A 23,623-nucleotide genomic window follows, 5' to 3' on the forward strand; every position below is an offset into this window, starting at 1 on the left:
GAGGCTGTAGGTGGCCTTAGTGTTCACGGGCAACCTCCAGGCAGGCGCGGACCACATCCGCTGTAGCGTCGGGTTTGGCCTGCTTGCGGGCATGTTCTGCCATCAGTTGTAACGTCTCCGGTTGGGTAAACAGGGTGTTCAGCCGCTGCGCCAGCAGCGCGGCGGTAAGCATCTTTTGCGGCAGCAGTTCGGCGGCGCCGCGGTCAGCCAGATAGCGCGCGTTGGCGCTCTGGTGGTCATCGATGGCGTGGGGCAGCGGAACCAGCAGCGCCGGGCGCCCGGCGGCAGCCAGCTCGGCTACCGTCAACGCGCCCGCACGGCATACCACCAGGTCGGCCCAGGCGTAGGCTTCGGCCATATCGGCAATGAAGGCTTCCACCTCGGCGACCACGCCGGCAGCGGCATAGGCTTCACAGGCAGCGCTCACGTGTTGCTTGCCGCACTGGTGGCGTACCTGGGGCCGCAGTTCGGTGGGCAGTTGCGCCAGCGCCTCCGGCAACAGCTTGTTCAGGGGCAAGGCGCCCAAGCTGCCGCCCAGCACCAGCAGGCGTGGCGGACGGCTGCCGTCCCAGGCCATCGGCGGTACGGCGAAGATCTCGTTGCGCACGGGATTGCCGGTGCTGCGTCGCGCCACGCCCGGCGCGAAACTGCCATCGAACCCCTCGCAACGGCGCGCGGCGATTTTCGCCAGCAGCCGGTTGGTGGTGCCCACCACAGCGTTCTGTTCATGGATCACCAGGGGGACGCGCCGCAGCCAGGCCGCGACGCCACCCGGGCCGGTGACATAACCGCCGGCGCCCAGTACGCACACCGGCTGCAGCTGGCGGACGACCTTGAGGGACTGACTCAAGGCACGCAGCAGCCGCACCGGCGCCTTCAGCAGGCCAGCCTTGCCCTTGCCGCGTAGTCCCTGGATATCGATGTAATGTACGGGAATGCCGGCAGCCGGGATCAGTTCGGCCTCGATACCGCGGCGGGTGCCCAGCCAGTGCACCTCGTAGCCCTGCCGCTGCAATTGCCGGGCGCAAGCCAGGGCCGGGAACACGTGTCCGCCCGTGCCGCCCGCCATGATCAGGATCTTACTGGCCATGGGCAGCCTCCCGCAGCGCCTGCCGGCGCTCCCAGTCGATCCGCAGCAGCAGCCCCAGGCTGATGCAACAGACCACCAATGAGCTGCCCCCATAGCTGAGGAACGGCAGGGTCAGCCCCTTGGTCGGCAGCAGACCGATATTCACGCCCACGTTGATCAGCACCTGGCCGCACCACATGATCGCCAGGCCGTAGGCCAGGTAGGCGGAAAAGTAGCGGCCGGCCTTCTCGGCCCACAGGCCGATATACAAGGCACGCACCGCGACAAAGATCAGCAGGGCGAAGGCCGCCAGCGCGCCGATCAGCCCCAGCTCTTCGGCGAGTACCGCAAACACGAAGTCGGTGTGGGCTTCCGGCAGATAAAACTGTTTCTGGATGCTGTTGCCCAGGCCCGTGCCCAGCCACTCGCCCCGGCCGAAGGCAATCAACGCCTGGGTCAGCTGATAGCCGGTACCGTATGGATCATTCCAGGGGTTGAGGAAGCTGGTCAGGCGCTGCAGCCGGTAGGGTTCGAACAGCACCAGCAAGGCCGCCAGGCCGCCCAGCGAGCCGAACAGCAAAGTGAAGCGGAACAGGCCGACCCCACCGAGGAACAGCATGCCGGTGGCCGCGCCCATGAGCACCACGGTGGCGCCGAAATCCGGCTCGATGATCAGCAACCAGGCCATGGGGCCCAACACCATGAACGGCTTGATAAAGCCGAACCAGCGCTCCTTGACCTCATCCCGGCGGTGCACCAGATAGCCGGCCAGGAACACCACAGCAAAGAGTTTGGCCAGCTCCGAGGGCTGCACGTTGATCGGCCCGAGGGCGATCCAGCGCCAGCTGCCGTTGACCTCCCGGCCAATCCCCGGGATCAGCACGGCGATCAGCAGAGCGAACCCCAGGAACAGCAGCGGGAAGCGGAACTGCTCCCACAGGCTGAGGGGCACCGCCAGGGTGGCAATCATCGCGATCAGGCCGATGAGCATGTAGACCAGCTGGCGATTCATGTAATAGAGGGGGCTGCCCAGTTGCCCGGCGGCCACTTCCATCGAAGCCGAGGTGACCATGACCAGGCCCAGGCCGAGCAGCGCCAGGCTACCTACCAGCAGCGGCATATCCAGGTCGAAACGGCGCTCGCCGATCAGCGGCGCCAGGGAGCGTTGCATGGCCTCGGTGAAGATCATGCCGATAGCCTCCCGACCGCGTCGGCAAACAGCCGGCCACGCTCCTCGAAGTTGCGGAACATGTCCAGGCTGGCACAGGCCGGCGACAGCAGTACCGCGTCGCCCGGTTCGGCCACGGCCGCAGCCGCCGCCACCGCCTCATCCAGGGTCGCCACCCGCTGCACGGGTACATGGCCGGTGAGCAATTGCTCCAGCACCGGCGCGTCCCGGCCCAGCAGGATGACCGCGCGGCAATGACGGCTGATGGGCGCAACCAGCGCCGAGAAATCGGCGCCCTTGCCATCACCACCGGCAATCAGTACCTGCTTGCCGGCCAGATCGGCGCCAAAGCCTTCGATGGCGGCCAGGGCAGCGCCGACGTTGGTCGCCTTGGAGTCGTCGTAATAATCCACGCCGCCATGCTGGCCGAGCCACTGGCAACGGTGCGGCAGGCCGGCGAACTCCCGCAGGGTCGCCAGCATGGCGTCCAGCGGCAGGCCGACCGCGTGGCCCAGGGCCAGCGCCGCCAGCGCATTGGCCTGGTTATGGGCGCCACGGATCTTCAGTTCGGCGGTGGGCATCAGGGCATTGAATTCAAAGGCCAGCCAATTGGCGCCATCTTTCTCGATGAGGCCGAAACCGCGGAAATCGGGGCGGGACAGGCCAAAGCTCCAGCACGGCAGCTGATCGGCCACCAGCGGCCGGGTCAGGGCGTCATCCCGGTTGATCACCACCTGGCGGGCACCACGGAAGATGCGGTGTTTGGCCAGGTGGTAGGCCTGCAGATCGCCATAGCGATCCATGTGGTCCTCGGAGACGTTCAACACGGTGGCCACTTCGGCGTTCAGCGTCCAGGTGGTTTCCAACTGGAAACTGGATAGCTCCAGCACGTAGAGATCAGCCCGCTGGTCCAGCAGATCCAGCGCCGGGGTGCCGATATTGCCGCCCACCGCCACCTGCCGGCCAGCCTTCTCGGCCATGGCGCCCACCAGGGTGGTGACGGTGCTCTTGGCGTTGGAGCCGGTGATGGCAACGATGGGGGCATCCGCCTCGCGGGCGAACAGTTCTATATCGCCGACCACACTGACGCCCGCATCCAGCGCAGCCTTGATCGCCGGGGTGGCCAGGGCGATGCCGGGACTGACGATCAGCTCATCGGCGCCGGCCAGCAGCGCGGCATCCAGCTCGCCCAGGTAGAGATCAGCCATGGGCGCGAAGCGCTTGAGCTTGTCCAGCCCCGGCGGATTGGCACGGGTGTCGCAAACGGCAAACGGCAGATCGCGTCCGGCCAGGTACCGCGCAACCGAGAGACCGGTTGCGCCGAGGCCGACGATGATCCGCTGTTTGTCCGTGGTGATCAGTGACACCTTGTATTCCTCAACGCAGCTTCAGGGTGGACAGGCCGATCAGCACCAGTACCACGGTGATGATCCAGAAACGCACAATGACCCGTGGCTCGGGCCAGCCCTTCAATTCGAAATGGTGGTGAATCGGCGCCATGCGAAATACCCGGCGGCCGGTCAGCTTGAACGAAGCGACCTGGACGATCACCGACAGGGTCTCGACCACGAAGATGCCGCCCATGATGAACAACACGATTTCCTGGCGAACGATCACCGCGATCACCCCCAGCGCGGCGCCCAGCGCCAGCGCACCCACATCGCCCATGAACACCTGGGCCGGATAGGTGTTGAACCAGAGGAAACCGAGGCCGGCGCCGATCAGCGCGCCGCAGAAGATCAGCAGCTCCCCGGAGCCCTGCACATAGGGGATCAGCAGGTATTGCGAAAACTGGAAGTTGCCTGACAGGTAGGCAAAAATGCCCAGCGCGCCACCGACCATGACCGTGGGCAGGATTGCCAGACCATCGAGCCCGTCGGTGAGGTTGACCGCGTTGCTGGCCCCGACGATGACGAAATAGGTCAGGACGATGAAAAAGGCACCCAGCTGAAATTCGATTGTCTTGAAGAACGGCACGATCAGCGTGGTGTCGGCGGGGGTATCGGCCGCCATATACAGCACCACGGCGGCGACCAGGCCGAACACCGATTGCCAGAAGTATTTCCAGCGCGACGGCAGGCCACGGGAATTCTTCTCCACCACCTTACGGTAATCGTCGACCCAGCCGATGGCCCCGAAGCTGACCGTCACCCCCAGCACCACCCAGACATAGAGGTTGCTGAGGTCGGCCCACAACAGGGTGCTGACGGTGATCGCCATCAGGATCAGCGCACCACCCATGGTAGGCGTGCCCTTTTTGGACAGGTGCGACTGCGGGCCGTCGTTGCGCACCGACTGGCCGATCTGGCGCAGTTGCAGGGTGCGAATCATCCAGGGCCCCAGGAACAGCGCCAGCGCCAGCGCCGTGAGCACCCCGAAGATGCCCCGCAGGGTCAGGTACTGGAAAACACCGAACCCGGTGTGAAATTGTTGGAGATATTGAGCAAGTATCAGCAGCATGTCGGCTAGCCCTCTTCCCTGATCTGCGAGCCTGCCACCAGAGCGGCGACGACCTCTTCCATGCCCGCGCTGCGCGAGCCCTTGACCAGCACCCGCGTTTGCGGGTCCAGCCGTGTTCTGAGTGCCGCCGACAATGCCGCGCGATCGGCAAATACCTGACCGCCTTCGCCGAATTCGGCAGCGGCCAGTGCGGACAACCGCCCGGTCACATACAGGCCGTCCAGGCCTTGGGCCTTGGCGTAGGCACCGATCTGCGCATGGGCTTGTTCTTCCGTCGCCCCCAGTTCACCCATGTCGCCCAGTACCAGCAGACGCTGGCCCGGCAGGCTGGCCAGCAGATCGATCGCAGCGCGCACCGACGCCGGGTTGGCGTTGTAGCTGTCATCGATGATCACCGCGCCGTTTTCCCCGGCCAGGCGTTTGCCGCGGCCGGCCATGGGCTGCAGCTTGCCCAAGCCGCGGCCAATAGCATCCAGCGAAATACTCAGTGCCTGGGCTGCGCCCGCTGCCGCCAGGGCATTGGCCACGTTATGTGCGCCGGCCACCTGCAACTGGATAACGGTTTCTCCAAAGGGGGAAATCAGCGTGAACCGCGGGCAGCCGGACTCGTCGAGGGTCACCCCTTCGGCGCGCAGTTCGGCGGTCGAATTCTGTGTGCTGAACACGTGCTTTCTGCGCTCGCCGAGTGCCTGGTACCAGCTTTCGAACCAGGGACTATCGAGATTGATCACGCCCTGGCCATCGCGCTCCAGCCCGGCGAAGATTTCGCCCTTGGCTTCGGCAATGGCCTGTTCGCTGCCGAAACGGCCGAGATGGGCGGTACCAGCATTGGTCAGCACGCTCACGCTCGGCTTGGCCAGGCGCATGCTGTAGGCGATATCGCCCTTTGCCGCAGCGCCCATTTCCACTACTGCATACTGGTGCTCCGGCGCCAGCTCGAGCAACGTCAGGGGCACGCCCAGTTCGTTATTCAGGTTGCCGCGGGTGGCCAGTACCCGGCCGCATTCGCCGAGAATCGAGGCGAGCATTTCCTTGACCGTGGTCTTGCCGCTGGAGCCGGTGATGGCAACCAGCGGCCCGGTGAAGGCCGCCCGGTTCAAGGCACCGAGCTGCCCCAGGGCATAGGCGCAGTCATGCACCACCAATTGCGGAAGAGGGTCTTCGACCGGACGCTCGACCAGGGCGGCGGTAGCGCCGCGGGCCCGGGCCTGGGCGATGAAATCATGGCCATCGACACGGCTGCCGGGCAGCGCGACGAACAGGCCGCCGGCCTGGACCGTGCGGGCATCGATGCTCACGCTATCGAAACTGGCATCGCCGCCCTCAAGGCTGGCATTGAGCGGTTTGAGTAGGTCCGAGAGACGCATCGCTTCAAGCATGATGGTTCTCCCGGTGTTGCAAGGCGCGTTTGGCCTGTTCGATATCGCTGAAAGGGTGACGCACCCCATGGATCTCCTGATAGGTTTCATGCCCCTTGCCAGCCAGCAGGATCACATCCCCCGGCTCGGCGCGGGCGATGGTCTGGTTGATGGCCTCGGCACGGTTGGCTATGACTATGGCCTGCTGGGGTTGTTCAATACCGGCAAGGATTTCATCAATGATGGCGGCGGATACTTCGGTACGCGGGTTGTCATCGGTTACCACGACCAGGTCAGCGCCCTGCTCGGCAATGCGGCCCATCAGCGGCCGCTTGCCGCGATCCCGGTCCCCGCCACAGCCGAACACGCAGACCAGCCGGCCAGCGACGTGGGCGCGCAGCGCCGCGAGTGCCTTTTCCAGGGCATCCGGGGTGTGGGCGTAATCAATCACCACCAGCGGCTGACCCTGGCCGCCGAGGCGCTGCATACGGCCATCCGGCGGCAGTAGATCAGCGATCAGCGCCACCACCTGCGCCAGGGGTATCTGCAGGGTCAGCAGGGTGCCGGCCACCGCCAGCACATTGGCGAGGTTGAAGGTACCCAGCAGCGGACTGCGCAGCTCGGCACTGCCGGCCGGGGTGTGCAGACGGGCCTTGATGCCCGCGCCGTCGAATTGGATGTCGCGGCAATACAGGTCAGCGCTGTCATCGCTCAGGCTGTAGGTGAGTCGCGGTACCGGACAGCTCGCGGCCAGCTGCCGGCCGAAACTGTCATCCAGGTTGATGACCGCAGCGCGGGACTGGCTGAACAACCGCGCCTTGGCTGCGCCGTAGCTGGCCATGTCGCCGTGGTAATCCAGATGATCGCGGCTCAGGTTGGTGAACACCCCGACATCGAACTGCAGCGTAGCAACCCGGCCCTGCTCCAGCGCGTGGGATGACACCTCCATGCACACCCGCTCGGCGCCCTGGGCCAGCAGGGAAGCAAGCTGTTCCTGCACGGCCAGCGCATCGGGGGTCGTCATGCCATGATCAAGCAAGGCGCCCGGCAAACCGCTGCCCAGGGTGCCGATAACGCCACAGCGCTGCTGCACTCCGTTCAAGGCCTGGGCAATCATCTGACTGACGCTGGTCTTGCCGTTGGTGCCGGTGACCCCGATCAGGCCCAGGCGCTCGGCCGGCTGACCATGGAAGCGCCCGGCGATGGCGGACAGCTCGGCGGCCAGGTGCGCCACCGGCACCAGCGGCAGCGCCGCATCGACGCTGAAGCCGTCTGCGGCTTCGTAGGCCACCGCAGCGGCGCCCGCAGCGATGGCTTGCTGGATATGGTCACGCCCGTCGTGACGCAGGCCGGGTACGGCGAGAAACAGGTAGCCCGGCGCCACCTTGCGGCTGTCCAGGGCCAACCCGGTGATGGTCACCGGGGCGCCTTGCCATTGGGGAAGAAGCTGCTGGAGCTGCATCATCCGCGCTCCTCCTCTTGCTTCACCGTGGGCAGTTCGACCTGTTGCATGTCCGCCAGGTTATCGGGCGCGATATTCAGCAGGCGCAGGGCGTTGGACATCAAGCCGCTGAATACGGGTGCCGCAACCAGACCACCGTAGTAACCACCCTTGGTTGGCTCGTCGATCACCACCGCGATGGCGATGCGCGGGTCGGTGCTGGGGGCAAAACCGGCAAACAGGGAGCGATAGGAGTCTTCCTTGTAGCCCTTGCTGCCGACGCTGGTCTTGCGCGCCGTGCCGCTCTTGCCTGCCACGTGATAACCGGGCACCTGCGCCCGGAAAGTACCGCCCGGCAGCTCGATGACCTGTTGCAGCATGCCCTGTACGGTACGGGCCACATCTTCGGGAATCATCTGCTGGGTGTCGGGCTTCTCGTTGAGCCGCAGCAACGACATCGGCGCCTTGCGCCCATCATTGGCGAGGATGGCGTAAGCCTGGGCCATCTGCATGGTGGTCACCGACAGGCCATAGCCATAGGACAGGGCCGCTGTCTCGGCCTGGCGCCATTCACGGAAACTGGGCAGATTGCCGACCCGCTCGCCGGGGAAGCCCAGGCCGGTGTATTGACCGAAGCCGACGTTCTGCATGGTTTCGCGCAGCGCCGGCCCGCCGATATCAAAGGCGATCTTGCTCATCCCGACGTTACTGGACTTGAGCAGGATGCCGGTCAGGTCCAGCACGCCGCCGGGCGCGCGGGACACGTCGCGGATGGTATAGCGGCCGATCCGCAGTGTGCCGGGGTAAACATTGACCTCATCGGTAGGCGACCAGCGACCCGACGCCAGTGCGGCGCTCATGGAGATCGGTTTGACCGTGGAGCCCGGCTCGAACACGTCGATCAGGGCGCGGTTACGCATCATGTCCGGCTTGAGCTTGGCGCGGTTGTTCGGGTTGTAGGTCGGGTGATTGACCATCGCCAGCACTTCCCCGGTGCGCACGTCGAGCATGACGATGGAGCCGGCACTGGCCTCGAACTCCTGCAGGGCTTCACGCAGTTGCCGGTGCGCCAGGTATTGCAGGCGCAGGTCGATGGACAGGGTCAGGTCGTTACCGGGGCGCGCGTTCTGCACCACCTGCACGTCCTTGATCAGCCGGCCGCGGCGGTCCTGCAGTACCTGCCGCTTGCCGGGTACGCCTTCGAGCCAATGGTCATAGGCCAGCTCGATACCTTCCTGGCCCTTTTCATCGACGTTGGTAAAGCCCACTAGGTGAGCGGTCACCTCCCCTGCGGGGTAAAAGCGGCGGTACTCCTCGATGCCGTAGACACCCGGCACCTTGAGCGCCATGACGGCGTCGCCCGCGGCGGGCACCATGCGCCGGCGCAGGTAGATGAATTCCTTGTCGGCATTGCTCTGCAGCCGCTCGCTGAAGGTACCGAGGTCGGTGCCGAGCGCCTTGGCCAGGGCGGGCCAATGGGAGCGCTGGTGGATCAACTGGGTCGGGTTGGCCCAGATCGTCAGCACCGGGGTGCTGATGGCCAGGGGTTCGCCATTACGATCGGTGATCTGCCCGCGATGGGCGGGAATCGGCACGTGGCGAACGCTGCGCTTGTCACCCTGGTTCTTCAGGAACCCTTCGTCCAGCACGTGCAGCTCGGCGATCCGCCAGGTCACCGCCACGCAGCACAGCCCGAGCAGGCCGATGACCAGGCGAAAACGCCAGGGATAGAGGCTGCCATTGGGCTTGAACGAGAATTTCTTCATGGGCGCACCAGGACCACTTCGTTCGGCTCCGGTACCCGCATGCCCAGCTCCCGGGTCGCAATGGCTTCCACCCGACTGTGGGCAGTCCAGGTGCTCTGCTCCAGAACCAGCCGGCCCCATTCGGCCTGGGCTTTCTCCCGCTGGGTCATTTCCGTGGCCAGCTCATTGAGCAACTGGCGACTCCAGTGGGCGCTGTAGGGCACTGCCAGGCCGCTGCCGAGGATCAGCACCCAGACAATCAGCAACCAGCCGCTGCTCGCGGGCAGGCCGATGCGGGCATTGCTGACGGGGGACTGGGCCTGATCGGTCATCTGTGTTTCTCCGCCACGCGCAATACCGCGCTGCGCGCCCGGGGGTTGGCGGCGATCTCGGCGGCGGACGGCTTGATCGCCTTGCCCACCAGCTTCAGGCTGGTATGGATATCGGCGTCGCGCACCGGCAGGCCACGGGGCAAGGGCTCGCCCTTGGCTTCGCGGCGCATGAACTGCTTGACCTGGCGATCCTCGAGGGAATGGAAGCTGATCACCGCCAGGCGCCCACCAGGGGCCAGGACCTCCAGCGCAGCGCGCAGGCCGTCTGCCAGATCCTCAAGCTCGCGGTTGATGAAGATGCGGATACCCTGGAACGCACGGGTGGCCGGATGCTTGTGCTTTTCCCACGCCGGGTTGGCAACCTTGATCACTTCGGCCAGGTCGGCGGTGCGGGTGAATGGCTGCTCGGCGCGGCGGTTGACGATCGCCCGGGCCATACGCCGGGAAAAGCGTTCCTCGCCGTACTCCCAGAGTACGGTGGCAATATCGGCCTCGTCGGCATTGTTGATCCAGTCGGCGGCGCTCTGGCCGACATCGGGATTCATGCGCATGTCCAGCGGGCCGTCATTGAGGAAGCTGAAGCCCCGTTCCGGGTCGTCGAGTTGCGGCGAGGACACGCCCAGATCGAGCAACACGCCATCGACCTGGCCGTACAGGCCGCGCTCACGCAGCTCTTCGGCCATGTCGGCAAATGAGCGTTGTACAACGACAAAGCGGCCGTCTTCGGCCGCCAGCTGGTTACCGACCCGGATCGCCTCCGGGTCCTTGTCGAACCCGAGCAGCCGCCCCCCATCGGCCAGCTGCTGCAAGATGGCACGGCTATGCCCACCCCGGCCAAAGGTGCCGTCTATATAAGTACCTTCCGGGCGAACCGCGAGACCTTCCAGCGCTTCGTTCAGCAGTACACTGACATGTTTCAATTCGGTCTGCTGATTCATAGACTCAACGAGTGCAGTTCCGCCGGCAACTCGCCAACGTCCTGCTCTTCTTCCAGGTAAGCGGCGGTGGTGGTCTGCCAGACCTCTTCACTCCACAGCTCGAATTTGCTCAATTGACCCACCAGCATGACTTTCTTGTCGAGGCCGGCATGATCGCGTAACAACGGTGGCACGACGAAGCGGCCATGGCTGTCCAGTTCTATTTCATTGGCATTACCGATCAACAGACGATTGAGTCGTTTGACCGCGGGGTGCATGTTGGGCGCCTTGCGTAGCTGCTGCTCGACGGCCTCCCATTCATGCAGGGGATAGATCCACAGGCAGCGTTCTTCGAGGGCAATAGTCGCGACAAGCTGACCGCCACAGGAATCCAGCAGACGATCACGATACCGGGCAGGCATCGCAAGTCGCCCCTTGGCGTCCAGATTGATGGCGTTCGCTCCACGAAACACGTTTTATTATTCCCCTGATGAGACCACAGCTTGGACAACGTCCAGCCCAGAAAAATCCACTTTCACCCACTTCAGCCCACTTTCGCACACTATAGAAAGGCGCCCACACAGCGTCAAGCCACCAATTCACAGAAAAAGCCTTATGTGACGAGGGGTTAGCGGGTAACGGCAAATGGGGAAGAACTAACCGGAGCGGCGCATAAAAAAGAAGTAGAGCAATAACAAGAAGATGCTCCTCGAACTTAATGTTCAACATTAAGTAAGAAGCATTTTATCGGCGGGGAAAATTTCAGGCGGAAAAAATCAGGAGTTGGCCTGTAAGCCGGGTTCTGTCGAGAACAGTCATTCCTCTGCGACAGCCATCACTGACTGCCTGTAGCAACCTACCCGAACCCAGTGCGGGCCACACCGACGGGTTCCTATTTGGTCTTGCTCCGAGTGGGGTTTACCATGCCACGAACTGTTGCCAGTCGCGCGGTGCGCTCTTACCGCACCCTTTCACCCTTACCGGCGCTTGCGCGCTTAGGCGGTCTACTCTCTGCTGCACTTTCCGTAGGCTCGCGCCTCCCAGGCGTTACCTGGCACTCTGCCCTATGGAGCCCGGACTTTCCTCCATACCGCCAAAGCGATACAGCGACTGTCCGGCCAACTCCTGAGCGCAAGGTTAGCCCGGTTGCCGCCCGACAGCAAGCAAAGATCGCTCAAGGACGGGGATTATCACGCCCTGCCAGATAAAAGGCACAACCATTCCCCCGCCTCGCTCAGGCGGTCTTTTCCAGGGCCAGTTGATACAGGCGATTCTTCTTCAGGCCAGTGATCTGCGCCGCCAGGGCCGCGGCCTGCTTGACCGGCAACTCGGTCAGCAGAATATCCAGCACGCGCTCCGCAGCCGGATCCAGGGCATCCCCGTCGGTCACCTGGGGCGCCCCTTCGACAATCAACACACACTCACCGCGCTGCTGGTCGGCATCGGCGCGGACCCACTCAACCAGCTCGGCCAGGGGCGCACCCTTGATGGTCTCGAAGGTCTTGGTCAGCTCCCGGGCCAGCACCACCTGGCGCGTCGGTCCGAGCAGCTCGAGCATGTCCTGCAGACATTCGAGCAGGCGATGCGGCGCCTCGTAGAGCATCCAGGTGCGCGGCTCTGCGCTCAACTCCTGGATGCGCTGGCGTCGACCATGGGCCTTGGCTGGAAGAAAACCCTCAAAGGTGAAGCGGTCCGACGGCAGACCCGCCGCGCTCAGCGCAGCGACCAGAGCACAGGGGCCGGGCACCGGGCAGATGCGCACCCCCGCCTCCCGGGCCTGGCGCACCAGATGATAGCCCGGGTCGGAGATCAGCGGCGTACCGGCATCGGAGATCAGCGCCAGGTCCTCGCCGGCCAGCAGCCGCTCGACCAGCTGCTGGCTCTTGCCCCGCTCGTTATGGTCATGGCAGGCCGTGGTCGGCGTCTGGATACCGAAGTGCTGCAGCAACCGCCCGCTGTGCCGGGTGTCTTCCGCCGCGATCAGGCTCACCGCCTTGAGCACCTCGAGGGCGCGGGGCGTCATGTCCTGCAGATTGCCAATCGGAGTGGCGACGACATACAAGGTACCGGTAGAGGCAGCCATAACGAATCCTGTGACGAGTTTGGCGCTTATTGTACAGGACCCGGCGGGGCGCATGGCGGCGAGCACGCCCCTTGGTTACAATGCAGCACATCACTCACGCGCCACCAAGGTAACCTGCCTGATGCTCCGCATGAATCGCCTGCCGCTTGCCGGCCTGCTGTTGGCCTCGCTGATCGCCGGCTGCTCCTCGACGCCCCGTCAATTGTCGGAGCTGCCCACCACCACTGATACTCCGATCGAAGAGATACTCCGTCAGGCCGAACGCCGGACCGGCGCCGAAGCCCACCTGCTGCGGCTGCATGCGGCCCAGACCGCGTGGCAGCGGCAGCAACCGGAGCAGGTACGCAGCATCCTGGCGCAGATTCCGCAAAGCGACCTGCCGCTGGATCAACAACAGCGTTTCAGCGAACTCCAGGCGCGCAGCGAGTTGGCCCTGAGTCAACCCGCTGCCGCATTGCGTGCCCTGCGTCATCCGTCTTTGCAACAGCTCGACAGCCTGGCGCCCGACGCGCAACTGGACATCCAGTTGCTGCGCGCCGAGACCATGGCTGCCGCCGGGGAGCACCTGAATGCCGCCCGGGAGCGCATCTTCATTCACAACCTGCTGTCGGCCGAGACGCAGCAGGATAACCTGACGCAGATCTGGCAGAGCCTGAATCAGGCGCCCACCGAGCAACTGCGCGAAGCGTCCACGGCCGCCAGCGGCGAGCTGGCCGGCTGGCTGGAGCTGGCGCTGATTGTTCGCGACCACAGCAACCTGGACCTGCAGGTTCATGCCATGCAGCAATGGCAGGATCGCCACGCCAGTCACCCCGCCGCCATCACTCCGCCGGAAGACATCAGCCGGGTGATGGAATTGCATGCCGAGCGTCCCCAGCATATCGCCGTGTTGCTGCCCTTCTCGGGCGGCCTGGCGGCGGCCGCTGACGCCCTGCGTGACGGCTTTCTGGCTGCCCAGTACCACGCCCATAGCGAAGGCCTCAGCCAGCCGCGGATCAGCTTGTATGACAGTGGCGCCTATGCCGACCTGACCCAGTTCTATCAACAGGCTCAGGCCGATGGCGTGCAGTGGGTCGTCGGCCCGCTGGACCGCCAGCAGGTCGCCGCACTGGCCGGCCTGCCCCAACTGCCGCTGCCGACCCTGGCGCTGAACTATGCCGACAGCAACACGGCGCCGCCGCCAGGGCTGTTCCAGTTCGGTCTGGCACCGGAGCATGAAGCCCGTTCCGCGGCCATCCAGGCCTGGGAAGACGGCCACCGGCAGATGGCGATCCTGGCCAACAATGACGACTGGAGCCAGCGCTCGGCGAGCGCCTTCACCGCACAGTGGCAGGAGCTGGGCGGCACCCTGGCGGGCTATGAAATCATCGACGAGCCGGCGCGCATTGCCGGCCAGATCGCCGGCCTGCTGCAGGTGCGCGAACGCACCCAGCCCGCAGCGGACGAGTTATCCGACACTCCAGCGGCCGCGCCCTCGACCAGCCCGGCGCCCCGCCCTGACCTGCACGCCCTGTTCCTCGCAGCCGACCCGCTGCAGGCGCGGCAGATCAAGCCGACCCTGGTATTCCAGTACGCCGGCGACCTGCCGGTCTACGCCACGTCGCGTACCTACCGCCTGTCACTCAACGGCGAGCCCAACCCCGATATCGACGGCCTGATGATCGCCGAGATCCCCTGGCTGTTGAACCGCTCCGATCCGCTGTACCAGAGCGTGACCGACAGCTGGCCCACCGCTGCCGGGCCCATGGGCCGGCTGTACGCCATGGGGGTGGATGCCCAGCGCATCTTCAGCCGCCTGCTGCAGATGCAGGAACAACCCGACACCCGCATCGACGGCGCCACCGGCACCCTGTCCCTGGACCCACAGGGCCGGATCATCCGTTTGTTGCCCTGGGGTGAAATGGTCGACGGCCAACTGCAACCCATGACGCCCCCACCCTTGCAATGGATCGACTGACCGACAAGCAGCGCACCGGCAATCAGGCCGAACGCGCCAGCGAGCGGCTCTTGATCAGCGCCGGACTGCGCCTGCTCGCCCGCAACTACCGTTGCAAACAGGGCGAGCTGGATCTGGTCATGCGCGATGTGGATACAGTAGTATTCGTGGAAGTGCGCTACCGGCGACGAAACCAGTGGGGCGATGCGGTGGAGACCGTGGACTGGCGCAAACAGAAACGCCTGATTGCCGCCGCCCATCACTATCTCCTGACCCACCCCCATCTGGCCAACCAGCCCTGTCGCTTCGACGTTGTCGCGGCTACCGGCGATCCAGCGGACCCAACCTCATACCGATGGATCCGAGAAGCCTTCACCTGCTAGCGAGTTCTTCTTATGGACATGCAACACCGTATCAAACAGCTGTTCACCGACAGCATTGAAACCAAGACCCGCGCCATGGAGGTGCTGGGACCCAGCATCGAACAGGCCAGCCAGCTGATGGTCAGCTGCCTGCTGAGCGAGCGCAAGATCCTTACCTGTGGCAATGGCGGCTCGGCCGGCGATGCCCAGCATTTCTCCTCGGAACTGCTGAACCGCTTCGAGCGCGAGCGCCCGAGCCTGCCGGCCATCGCCCTGACGACCGACAGCTCCACCATCACCTCGATCGCCAACGACTACAGCTACGACGAAGTGTTCTCCAAGCAGATCCGCGCCCTGGGCCAACCCGGCGACGTGCTGCTGGCCATCTCTACCAGCGGCAACTCCGGCAACGTGCTCCAGGCGATCCAGGCCGCCCATGACCGTGACATGCTGGTGGTCGCCCTGACCGGCCGCGATGGCGGCGGCATGGCATCCCTGCTGCTGCCAGAGGACGTCGAGATCCGCGTACCGGCTCGCTCCACTGCCCGCATCCAGGAAGTCCACCTGCTGGCGATCCACTGCCTGTGCGATCTGATCGACCGGCAACTGTTCGGGAGTGAAGAATGATCCGCCTGACCGCCATCCTGCTGGTAGTGACGCTCACCGGTTGCAGCGGCGTAATGACCGCCACCCGTGAACAGCCGATCGACCACAATTACGGCACCCGCACCCTGGGCAGCACCATCGATGATCAACTAATCGAGACCAAGGCCAGCGTCAACATCGCCAAGGCCCACCCGGACCTCGAGAGCCAGGCCCGCTACGACGTGGTCAGCTTCAACGGTGTGGTGCTGCTGACCGGCCAGGTGCCGCGTGCCGAGCTGCGCGATGTGGCCGCCAATGCGGTCAAGCAGGTGCAGCGGGTCAAGGTCGTGCATAACGAGCTGACCGTGGGACCTAAGCTGTCCTTGCTGGCACGCAACAACGACGCCCTGATCACCTCCAGCAGCAAGACGCGCATGCTGGCCGACAGCAGCATTCCGGGGCGCCGCATCAAGATCGTCACCGAAGCCGGTGCGGTCTACCTGATGGGTCTGGTCACCCATGCCGAAGCCAATGCGGCAGTCGCTGCGGTACAGCAGGTCGGCGGCGTCCAGCGCATCGTCAAACTGTTCGAATATATCGACTGATCATTAGCCGACGAATAAGAGCTGCGGACAAAAAACGGCGACGCCCTCTCGGGAGTCGCCGTTTTGCTTGGTGCGCTGGAGGTTACTTCACGACTTTGAGCGCCGGCCGGCCAGTGGGCTTGGGTGGCTCATCAGTCGGATCAGTGTCCTGGGGCGGAGGCGTTTCGGTTTCAATCTCGAACACCATGCCCTGACCGTTCTCCCGGGCATAGATCGCCATGACCGCGCCGATCGGCAACCAGACCTGCTGGGCGACACCGCCAAAACGACCGTCGAAGCAGATCCGCTCATTGTCCATGTCCAGGTGCCGGATCGCACTGGGCGACAGGTTCAGCACTATCTGGCCACCTTCAACGAACCCTTCCGGCACCGTAGTGCCCGGGTAGTCGGCATTGACCAGCACGTAGGGGGTGCTGTCGTTATCCAGCATCCATTCATACAATGCCCGGATCAGATACGGCCGGCTTGAGCTCATCTGCATCATGCTCACTCCTGTGCGGAAAGATAAATGGCGGGTTACTGCATGTCCCGTTCAGCGGCGGACAGGCTACCGATGAAACCCTCGCGCTGGAAGATGCGATCCATGTAGTCCTGCAGCGGCTTGGCCTGACGCGGCAGCTCGATGCCCAGCTTGGGCAGACGCCAGAGGATGGGGGCCAGGCAGCAATCCACCAGACTGAATTCATCGCTCATGAAGAACGGCATTTCAGCAAAGACCGGGGCGACACCCACCAGGCTTTCCCGCAGCTCCTTGCGCGCCTTGGTGACGGCCGCGGCGGGGCTTTTCGGGTTGTTCAGGATATCCACCAGCACGCTCCAGTCACGCTGGATGCGGTACATCAGCAGGCGGCTGTTGGCGCGGGCGACGGGGTAGACCGGTAGCAGCGGCGGATGGGGAAAACGCTCGTCGAGATATTCCATCATGATGTTCGGCTCATAGAGCACGAGATCCCGGTCGAGCAAGGTAGGTACGGTATTGTAGGGGTTGGCCTCCGCCAGCTCCTGGGGGTGGTTATCCGGCTCGACATTGACGATGTCGACGGTTACACCCTTTTCTGCCAGCACAATGCGCACCCGATGACAGTACTGGTCGGTCGGATCGGAAAAGAAAGCCATCGAAGAACGCTTGTTGGCGGTAACACTCATATATCAACCCTCATCCTGTGGCGGATTACGGTAAAGCGCCTGCGGACGTCCAGCGTCGTGCAACGCGGGACAGGCCTTTATCGAAAGCGAGCATTATACCCCAGAAACAACAACGCGCCCCAAAGGGGGCGCGTGTATTTACTCCGGACGCTGCGGAATCAGTGCACGTCTCTCCAGTATTCGCGCTTCAGCAGGTAAGCGAAGACGAACAGGATGGCCAGGTACAGCAGCACATAGACGCCGATACGATGACGGGTTTCCTTGATCGGATCAGCCGAGTAGCTGAGGAAGGCGACCAGGTTGCGGACCGTTGTATCGTACTCTTCAGCAGTCTGGGTACCGGTACCTTCTTCTACCACCAGCACGTCACACTGCTCTTCCAGCATTGGCTCACCGGTCAGGGTGTCACGCACGACCTTGCCGTTTTCCTCTACCGGCATGGGCTTGCAACCCTTGACCACGTTGCCCTGCAGCTCGGCCAGCACGTGCGGCATACCGACGTTCTCGAAGACGGTGTTGTTCCAGCCCAAGGGACGGGACGGGTCTTCGTAGAAGCCGCGCATGTAGGAGTACAGCCAGTCCTCGCCACGCACCCGGGCAACCATGGTCAGGTCCGGCGGCGCTGCCCCGAACCATACCTTGGAGTCTTCCGGACGCATGCCGATTTCCATGTGTTCGCCGTACAGTGCGTCGGTGAACACCAGGTTTTCCATCATCAGCTCTTCCGGAATACCCAGGTCGGTAGCAACGCGCTCGTAACGCTGGTATTGGGCAGAGTGACAGCCCATGCAGTAGTTGACGAAGGTGCGTGCACCATCCTGCAGGGAAGCCTTGTCCGACAGGTCAATGTTGGCCTCGTCCAGCTCCACACTTGGCCCTGCGGCCAGGGCGAAGCCCGGCAGCAGTGCGAACATCAAAGCAATAAGTTGTTTTTTCATCAGCCAGTAACCCTCTCCGGAACCGGTTTGGTCTTCTCCATACGGGTGTAGAACGGCATCAGGATGAAGAAGGCAAAATACAGAACGGTGCACACCTGCGACAGCAAGGTACGACCCGGTGTTGCGGGAATGGCACCCAGCACACCCAGGACGACGAAGCTCACACAGAAGATCACCAGCCACAGCTTGCTCAGCCAGCCCTTGTAACGAATGGACTTGACCGGACTACGGTCGAGCCAGGGCAGCACGAACAACACGGCGATTGCGGCACCCATTGCCAGTACCCCGGGGAATGCAGAGCCGCCGATGGCCGGCACGGCACGCAGGATGGCGTAGAAGGGTGTGAAGTACCAGACCGGCGCGATGTGGTCAGGTGTCTTCAACGGGTTGGAGATTTCGAAGTTCGGCTTTTCCAGGAAGTAACCGCCCATTTCCGGGAAGAAGAACACCACGGCGCAGAACACGAACAGGAAGACCACCACACCGACGATGTCCTTGACGGTGTAGTAGGGATGGAACGGGATGCCGTCGAGCGGGATGCCGTTTTCATCTTTCAGCTTCTTGATCTCGATGCCGTCGGGGTTGTTCGAACCCACTTCATGCAGCGCAATGATATGCAGCACGACCAGACCCAGCAGGACGATCGGCACCGCAATCACGTGCAGGGCGAAGAAACGGTTCAGGGTAATCCCGGAGATCAGGTAGTCACCACGCACCCACTGGGCCAGGTCCGGACCAATGAACGGGATAGCACCGAACAGCGAGATGATCACCTGAGCGCCCCAGTACGACATCTGGCCCCAGGGCAGCAGGTAGCCCATGAAGGCTTCCGCCATCAGCGCCAGGTAGATCAGCATGCCGAAGGTCCACACCAGCTCGCGGGGCTTGCGGTAGGAACCGTACATGATGCCGCGTAGCATGTGCAGGTACACCACCACGAAGAACGCCGAGGCGCCGGTGGAGTGCAGGTAGCGCAGCAGCCAGCCGTATTCCACATCACGCATGATGTATTCGATGGAGGCGAAGGCGCCCGCGCCGGACGGCTCGTAGCTCATGGTCAGCCAGATGCCGGTGATGATCTGGTTGACCAGGACCAGCAGCGCGAGCGAGCCGAAGAAGTAGAAGAAGTTGAAGTTCTTCGGTGCGTAGTACTTGCTCAGGTGGTCTTCCCATACCTGAGTGACGGCCATACGTTCGTTGACCCAGTTAAGCAGTTTGCTCATCAGGCTGTCTCCTGATCCACGCCGATGATGATGACGTCATCGGACTCGTAGGTATGCGGTGGTACGGGGAGGTTCAGCGGAGCCGGCATGCTCTTGAACACACGGCCGGACATGTCGTAGTACGAACCATGACAGGGGCAGAAGTAACCCCCTTTCCAGTCGGCACCCATATCCGCAGCACCCACTTGCGGCTTGAACAGCGGCGAGCAACCCAGGTGGGTACAGATACCCAGCACGACCAGGATCTCGGGCTTGATGGCCCGGGTCTTGCCATCCACATATTCCGGCTGATCAGACGACTCGGAGTTGGGGTCGGCTACGATGCCATCCGTTTCATCCAGCAGCGCCAGGGCTTCCGGCGTTCTACGCGAGATGAAGATCGGCTGACCGCGCCATTCAGCAACGATCTGCTGACCCGGCTCGATCTTGCTGATATTCACCTTAACCGGCGCACCTGCCGCCTTGGCTCTTGCGCTCGGGAACCATGACCCCACAAAGGGCACAGCAACCCCCACTACACCAGCAGCACCCACCACACTCGTGGCTGCCACCAGGAAGCGACGCCGGCCGTTATTTACGCCGTCATTACTCATCCAGTCGTCTCCCATCAGCTAATTCAGCCCTTGAAACAAGGCCTTTTCAAGTTTTTAACTGCCTGCACAAAATGAAACAGATGGTAATGAAAAAGCCCCACCGTGACAAGGCGATCTCCATTAACCAGGCATCCGCGAAGTTTACCTCAAGCGAGGCGTGACGGGCGCTTCGGATAGGGCTCCATTTACGCGACACCTTGTCGCAGATGCAAAAACGCCCGGGTTCCTGCGAAGGAAACCGGGCGCTTTAAGGCCGAGCCTGAAAGGCTTAGCGCTTGGAGTATTGCGGACGCTTACGCGCTTTACGCAGACCCACTTTCTTACGTTCAACTTCACGCGCATCGCGGGTTACGAAACCGGCTTTACGCAGCTCGCTGCGCAGAGTCTCGTCGTAATCCATCAGGGCACGGGTGATACCGTGACGGATGGCGCCGGCCTGACCGGAAATACCACCACCCTGAACGGTAACGTAGACATCGAACTTTTCGGTGCTTTCAGTCAGCTCGAGGGGCTGACGCACTACCATGCGGGCAGTTTCACGACCGAAGAAGGTTTCGATGCTGCGGTTGTTGATGGAGATATTGCCAGTACCCGGACGCAGGAACACCCGAGCGGTGGCGGTTTTACGGCGGCCAGTGCCGTAGTTTTGTGTCACCGACATAGTGAGCTCCTGTTAGATCTTGAGGTCTTGGGGTTGCTGAGCGGCATGCGGATGAGCTGCACCTTTGTACACCTTCATCTTGCGATACATCGCACGACCCAGAGGATTCTTGGGCAGCATGCCCTTGACAGCCATCTCGATGATACGCTCAGGAGCACGCAGATTGAGCTTTTCAAAGTTGATCGACTTGATACCGCCCGGGAAACCGGAGTGGCTGTAGTAGATCTTGTCCTGTGCCTTGTTGCCAGTCACATGGATTTTCTCGGCGTTAACGACAACGATGTAGTCGCCGGTATCCACGTGCGGGGTGTATTCGGGCTTGTGCTTGCCGCGCAGGCGGGAAGCAATCTCGGTAGCCAGACGACCAAGGGTCAGACCAGTGGCATCTACTACGTACCAGTCGCGTTTGACTGTTTCCGGTTTGGCGCTGAAGGTTTTCATTAAATCCTAGCCTCAGAGGCCGCTCTTAATATGAAGAGGGCGAATCTTACAGAATGATATGTGTTTTTACAAGCCAACAAAGCCTAGACAGACACTCAGTGGGGGCTCTGTGGGTCTGGGTGGCATCTGCGGTGTAACAACAACGACAGGCTAGGCATCCTGTCGAAAGTGGCGGGCATTATGCCAACGTGGTAGAAAATTACAACCCTTATTTGGCGCCCCGCCCCGCGTGCCAGACATTGTCTGACAATCCCGGCCTGATGACCAATAATGGCTGTTCAATTCTTCCTCGGGAGCCACCCCATGCTATATCGCCCTCTCGGCACCAGCCCCCTGAAAGTCAGCGCCCTGTGTCTGGGCACCATGACCTGGGGCGAACAGAATACCCAGCGCGATGCCTTTGCCCAGATCGACCGGGCGCGGGACGCTGGCGTCAACTTCATTGACTGCGCCGAGATGTACCCGGTGCCGCCCCGCGGCGAGACCTACGGCGCTACCGAGACCATCGTCGGCAATTACCTGCGCGAGCGGGGCGAGCGCGACAACTGGATTCTGGCCAGCAAGATCGCCGGCCCCAGCCGCGACATGCACCATATCCGCGGCGGCCTTACCCGCTTCAACCGCGAGCACATCCACGCCGCCCTGGAAGCCAGCCTGCAACGCCTGCAGACCGACTACCTGGATCTCTACCAACTGCACTGGCCCGATCGCAATACCAACTTCTTTGGCAAGCTGGGCTACCAGCACGACATGGAAGAGCAGATCACGCCGATCGAGGACACTCTGGAAGTACTGGACGCGTTGGTGCGCGCGGGCAAGGTCCGCCATATCGGCCTGTCGAACGAAACACCCTGGGGCGTCAGCCGCTTCCTGCAACTGGCCGAAGCCCGCGGCTGGCCGCGGATCGTATCGGTGCAGAACCCCTACAATCTGCTCAACCGCAGTTATGAAGTGGGCATGGCAGAGATGTCCATTCGTGAGCAGGTCGGCCTGCTGGCCTACTCTCCCCTGGCCTTCGGCACCCTGACCGGCAAGTACCTCAACGGCCTGTGGCCGGAAAAGGCCCGCCTGACGCTGTTCAGCCGCTTCAGCCGCTACACCAACCCCCAGGCCCAGAAGGCCTGCGCCCGCTACGTACAGCTGGCCCGGGATCACGGCATAGACCCGGCCCAGATGGCGCTGGCCTTCGTCACCCGACAGCCCTTCGTGACCAGCAACATCATCGGCGCGACCAACATGGATCAGCTCAGCCGTAACCTCAGCAGCATCAACATGGGCCTTACCGACAAGATCCTGGAAAGCATCGAGGAGATTCACCGCTGCCAGCCGAACCCGGCACCCTGACAGCACAACGCAGAAGGGCAGCCCACGGCTGCCCTTCTGTTCCTTCCTCTGATTCCCGCTTACGGCTTGTGCGGCCGCGCCAGAAAGTCGTGGGACTGCATTTCCAGCAACCGGCTGAGGGTGCGCTGGAATTCGAACTCCAGGCGCCCACCGGCATACAGATCCTTGAGCGGCACTTCGGCGGACACGATCAGCTTGACGTTGCGGTCATAGAACTCGTCCACCAGGTTGATGAAGCGCCGCGCCATATCGTCCTTGGCCACATTCATCTGTTCCACGTTGGCGATCAGCACTGCCTGGAAGATCTTGCCCAGGGCGATATAGTCGTTCTGGCTGCGCGGCCCGTCACAGAGCTCACGGAACTCGAACCAGGCGACGTTCTCGTACATCCGCACGGCCTTGACGGTACGGTTCTCAATGGTCAGCTCGGCGCCATGCTGCACATGCTCAGGCTCCAGCACCAGACTGTCGAAACTGCGCTGCAGGCTGGCATCGGCCTCGGGCCCCAACGGCCAGTGGTAGAGGTCGGCCTGCTCCAGCGCGCGCAACCGGTAGTCCACGCCGTTATCGACATTGACCACCTCGGTGTGCTCCTTGAGCAACGCGATGGCGGGCAGGAAGCGGGCGCGTTGCAGGCCGTCCTTGTAGAGCCCGTCCGGCACTATGTTGGAGGTCGCGACCAGGATCACCCCGTGTTCGAACAGCTCCTCCATGAGGGTGCCGAGGATCATCGCATCGGTAATATCGGTGACGAAGAATTCGTCGAAGCAGATGACCCGCGCCTCATGGGCGAACTTGCGGGCAATCAGCTTCAACGGGTTCTTCTCGCCCTTGAGCTCGCGCAGCTCCTGATGCACCCGCTGCATGAAGCGGTGGAAGTGGGTACGCATCTTGCGCTTGATCGGCAGGGCGTCGAAGAAGGTGTCGACCAGGTAGGTCTTGCCCCGACCGACGCCACCCCAGAAATACAACCCCTTGACCGGCAGGCTGCGCTTGGGCCGAAACTTGCCGAACAGACCGACGCTGCGCGGCGGCCCCGCTTCGAGAATCTCGTCGTACAGGCGCTGCAGATGCCGAACGGCGTTTTCCTGGGCGGGGTCGTGAAAGAAGTCCGGACGCTTGAGGTCCGCCTGATAGCGTTCAAGAGGCGTCATGCTGGGGTCCAGTAAAAACAGGGGGTCGGTACTCTACCCGCCACGCCGCCTCTTGGCAATCG

At 63.0% G+C, this 23,623-nt stretch carries 24 protein-coding genes and 1 other RNA gene; 5 read left to right on the forward strand and 20 right to left on the reverse strand.

Features of this window, described 5'->3' with window-relative positions; translation table 11 throughout:
* Positions 1-16: 16 nt before the first annotated feature.
* The 12 genes from murG to rsmI form a co-directional block, all read right to left on the reverse strand.
* On the reverse strand, positions 17-1,090 hold the full coding sequence (gene murG / locus VG99_RS04670; RefSeq protein WP_044498544.1) for an undecaprenyldiphospho-muramoylpentapeptide beta-N-acetylglucosaminyltransferase: 1,074 nt from the start codon (positions 1,088-1,090) through the stop codon (positions 17-19).
* Positions 1,080-2,258 carry a putative lipid II flippase FtsW gene (ftsW, locus tag VG99_RS04675; protein ID WP_044498545.1) on the reverse strand — a complete coding sequence of 393 codons (1,179 nt, stop codon included), beginning with the start codon at positions 2,256-2,258 and terminating at the stop codon, positions 1,080-1,082. Before ftsW ends, murG begins: the two co-directional genes overlap by 11 nt.
* Positions 2,255-3,604: a UDP-N-acetylmuramoyl-L-alanine--D-glutamate ligase gene (gene murD, locus VG99_RS04680; protein ID WP_044498546.1), complete on the reverse strand. Its 1,350-nt coding sequence runs from the start codon at positions 3,602-3,604 to the stop codon at positions 2,255-2,257. The genes ftsW and murD overlap by 4 nt, the downstream gene beginning before the upstream one ends.
* A 10-nt stretch (positions 3,605-3,614) precedes the next feature.
* Complete coding sequence (gene mraY, locus VG99_RS04685; RefSeq protein WP_044498547.1) at positions 3,615-4,697, reverse strand: phospho-N-acetylmuramoyl-pentapeptide-transferase; 1,083 nt, start codon at positions 4,695-4,697, stop codon at positions 3,615-3,617.
* Between the two features lie 5 nt (positions 4,698-4,702).
* Entirely contained in the window at positions 4,703-6,076 is a 1,374-nt protein-coding gene (locus VG99_RS04690) for a UDP-N-acetylmuramoyl-tripeptide--D-alanyl-D-alanine ligase (RefSeq protein WP_044498548.1), read from the reverse strand.
* Positions 6,069-7,517, reverse strand: coding sequence for a UDP-N-acetylmuramoyl-L-alanyl-D-glutamate--2,6-diaminopimelate ligase (locus VG99_RS04695; protein ID WP_082050076.1), 1,449 nt, complete (start codon positions 7,515-7,517; stop codon positions 6,069-6,071). The genes VG99_RS04690 and VG99_RS04695 overlap by 8 nt, the downstream gene beginning before the upstream one ends.
* Positions 7,517-9,262: a peptidoglycan D,D-transpeptidase FtsI family protein gene (locus VG99_RS04700; protein ID WP_044498550.1), complete on the reverse strand. Its 1,746-nt coding sequence runs from the start codon at positions 9,260-9,262 to the stop codon at positions 7,517-7,519. Before VG99_RS04700 ends, VG99_RS04695 begins: the two co-directional genes overlap by 1 nt.
* Complete coding sequence (gene ftsL / locus VG99_RS04705) at positions 9,259-9,573, reverse strand: cell division protein FtsL (RefSeq protein ID WP_044498551.1); 315 nt, start codon at positions 9,571-9,573, stop codon at positions 9,259-9,261. Before ftsL ends, VG99_RS04700 begins: the two co-directional genes overlap by 4 nt.
* Positions 9,570-10,511, reverse strand: a complete 942-nt coding sequence (gene rsmH, locus VG99_RS04710) for a 16S rRNA (cytosine(1402)-N(4))-methyltransferase RsmH (protein ID WP_044498552.1) — start codon at positions 10,509-10,511, stop codon at positions 9,570-9,572. Before rsmH ends, ftsL begins: the two co-directional genes overlap by 4 nt.
* A complete protein-coding gene (gene mraZ, locus VG99_RS04715; protein ID WP_044498553.1) occupies positions 10,508-10,963 on the reverse strand; it encodes a division/cell wall cluster transcriptional repressor MraZ in 456 nt (151 codons plus the stop codon). The genes rsmH and mraZ overlap by 4 nt, the downstream gene beginning before the upstream one ends.
* Positions 10,964-11,265: 302 nt before the next feature.
* Positions 11,266-11,616, reverse strand: an RNA gene (gene rnpB, locus VG99_RS15575) — RNase P RNA component class A.
* A gap of 108 nt (positions 11,617-11,724) precedes the next feature.
* Positions 11,725-12,573 (reverse strand): 16S rRNA (cytidine(1402)-2'-O)-methyltransferase, encoded by an 849-nt coding sequence (gene rsmI, locus VG99_RS04720; RefSeq protein WP_076939726.1) that lies wholly within the window; start codon positions 12,571-12,573, stop codon positions 11,725-11,727.
* 121 nt (positions 12,574-12,694) lie between these two features.
* On the opposite strand from rsmI, the gene VG99_RS04725 reads away from it, so the two are divergent.
* From VG99_RS04725 to VG99_RS04740, 4 genes are read left to right on the forward strand one after another with little or no spacing between them, the layout of a single operon-like run.
* The gene (locus tag VG99_RS04725; RefSeq protein WP_044498555.1) at positions 12,695-14,530 is read left to right on the forward strand and encodes a penicillin-binding protein activator; all 1,836 of its coding nucleotides are present in this window, start codon (positions 12,695-12,697) and stop codon (positions 14,528-14,530) included.
* Positions 14,527-14,892 carry a YraN family protein gene (locus VG99_RS04730; protein ID WP_052508839.1) on the forward strand — a complete coding sequence of 122 codons (366 nt, stop codon included), beginning with the start codon at positions 14,527-14,529 and terminating at the stop codon, positions 14,890-14,892. The genes VG99_RS04725 and VG99_RS04730 overlap by 4 nt, the downstream gene beginning before the upstream one ends.
* Before the next feature lie 12 nt (positions 14,893-14,904).
* On the forward strand, positions 14,905-15,498 hold the full coding sequence (locus VG99_RS04735; protein ID WP_044498557.1) for a phosphoheptose isomerase: 594 nt from the start codon (positions 14,905-14,907) through the stop codon (positions 15,496-15,498).
* On the forward strand, positions 15,495-16,061 hold the full coding sequence (locus tag VG99_RS04740) for a BON domain-containing protein (protein WP_044498558.1): 567 nt from the start codon (positions 15,495-15,497) through the stop codon (positions 16,059-16,061). The genes VG99_RS04735 and VG99_RS04740 overlap by 4 nt, the downstream gene beginning before the upstream one ends.
* Positions 16,062-16,143: 82 nt before the next feature.
* On the opposite strand, the gene VG99_RS04745 is transcribed toward VG99_RS04740, so the two are convergent.
* The 7 genes from VG99_RS04745 to rplM form a co-directional block, all read right to left on the reverse strand.
* Complete coding sequence (locus tag VG99_RS04745) at positions 16,144-16,536, reverse strand: ClpXP protease specificity-enhancing factor (RefSeq protein ID WP_044501446.1); 393 nt, start codon at positions 16,534-16,536, stop codon at positions 16,144-16,146.
* A gap of 41 nt (positions 16,537-16,577) precedes the next feature.
* Positions 16,578-17,207: a glutathione S-transferase N-terminal domain-containing protein gene (locus VG99_RS04750; RefSeq protein ID WP_044498559.1), complete on the reverse strand. Its 630-nt coding sequence runs from the start codon at positions 17,205-17,207 to the stop codon at positions 16,578-16,580.
* Positions 17,208-17,365: 158 nt separating this feature from the next.
* The gene (locus VG99_RS04755; protein WP_044498560.1) at positions 17,366-18,145 is read right to left on the reverse strand and encodes a cytochrome c1; all 780 of its coding nucleotides are present in this window, start codon (positions 18,143-18,145) and stop codon (positions 17,366-17,368) included.
* Complete coding sequence (locus VG99_RS04760) at positions 18,145-19,368, reverse strand: cytochrome b (protein WP_044498561.1); 1,224 nt, start codon at positions 19,366-19,368, stop codon at positions 18,145-18,147. Before VG99_RS04760 ends, VG99_RS04755 begins: the two co-directional genes overlap by 1 nt.
* Positions 19,368-19,961 (reverse strand): ubiquinol-cytochrome c reductase iron-sulfur subunit, encoded by a 594-nt coding sequence (petA, locus tag VG99_RS04765; protein WP_044498562.1) that lies wholly within the window; start codon positions 19,959-19,961, stop codon positions 19,368-19,370. Before petA ends, VG99_RS04760 begins: the two co-directional genes overlap by 1 nt.
* A gap of 268 nt (positions 19,962-20,229) precedes the next feature.
* The gene (rpsI, locus tag VG99_RS04770; RefSeq protein WP_044498563.1) at positions 20,230-20,622 is read right to left on the reverse strand and encodes a 30S ribosomal protein S9; all 393 of its coding nucleotides are present in this window, start codon (positions 20,620-20,622) and stop codon (positions 20,230-20,232) included.
* Positions 20,623-20,634: 12 nt separating this feature from the next.
* A complete protein-coding gene (rplM, locus tag VG99_RS04775; protein ID WP_044498564.1) occupies positions 20,635-21,063 on the reverse strand; it encodes a 50S ribosomal protein L13 in 429 nt (142 codons plus the stop codon).
* A 303-nt stretch (positions 21,064-21,366) separates the two neighbouring features.
* On the opposite strand from rplM, the gene VG99_RS04780 reads away from it, so the two are divergent.
* A complete protein-coding gene (locus VG99_RS04780; protein ID WP_044498565.1) occupies positions 21,367-22,407 on the forward strand; it encodes an NADP(H)-dependent aldo-keto reductase in 1,041 nt (346 codons plus the stop codon).
* 59 nt (positions 22,408-22,466) lie between these two features.
* On the opposite strand, the gene zapE is transcribed toward VG99_RS04780, so the two are convergent.
* Positions 22,467-23,561, reverse strand: coding sequence for a cell division protein ZapE (zapE, locus tag VG99_RS04785; RefSeq protein ID WP_044498566.1), 1,095 nt, complete (start codon positions 23,559-23,561; stop codon positions 22,467-22,469).
* Between the last annotated feature and the right edge of the window lie 62 nt (positions 23,562-23,623).

It is taken from the genome of Pseudomonas saudimassiliensis (genome assembly GCF_000939975.1).
Taxonomy (GTDB): Bacteria; Pseudomonadota; Gammaproteobacteria; order Pseudomonadales; family Pseudomonadaceae; genus Halopseudomonas; species Halopseudomonas saudimassiliensis.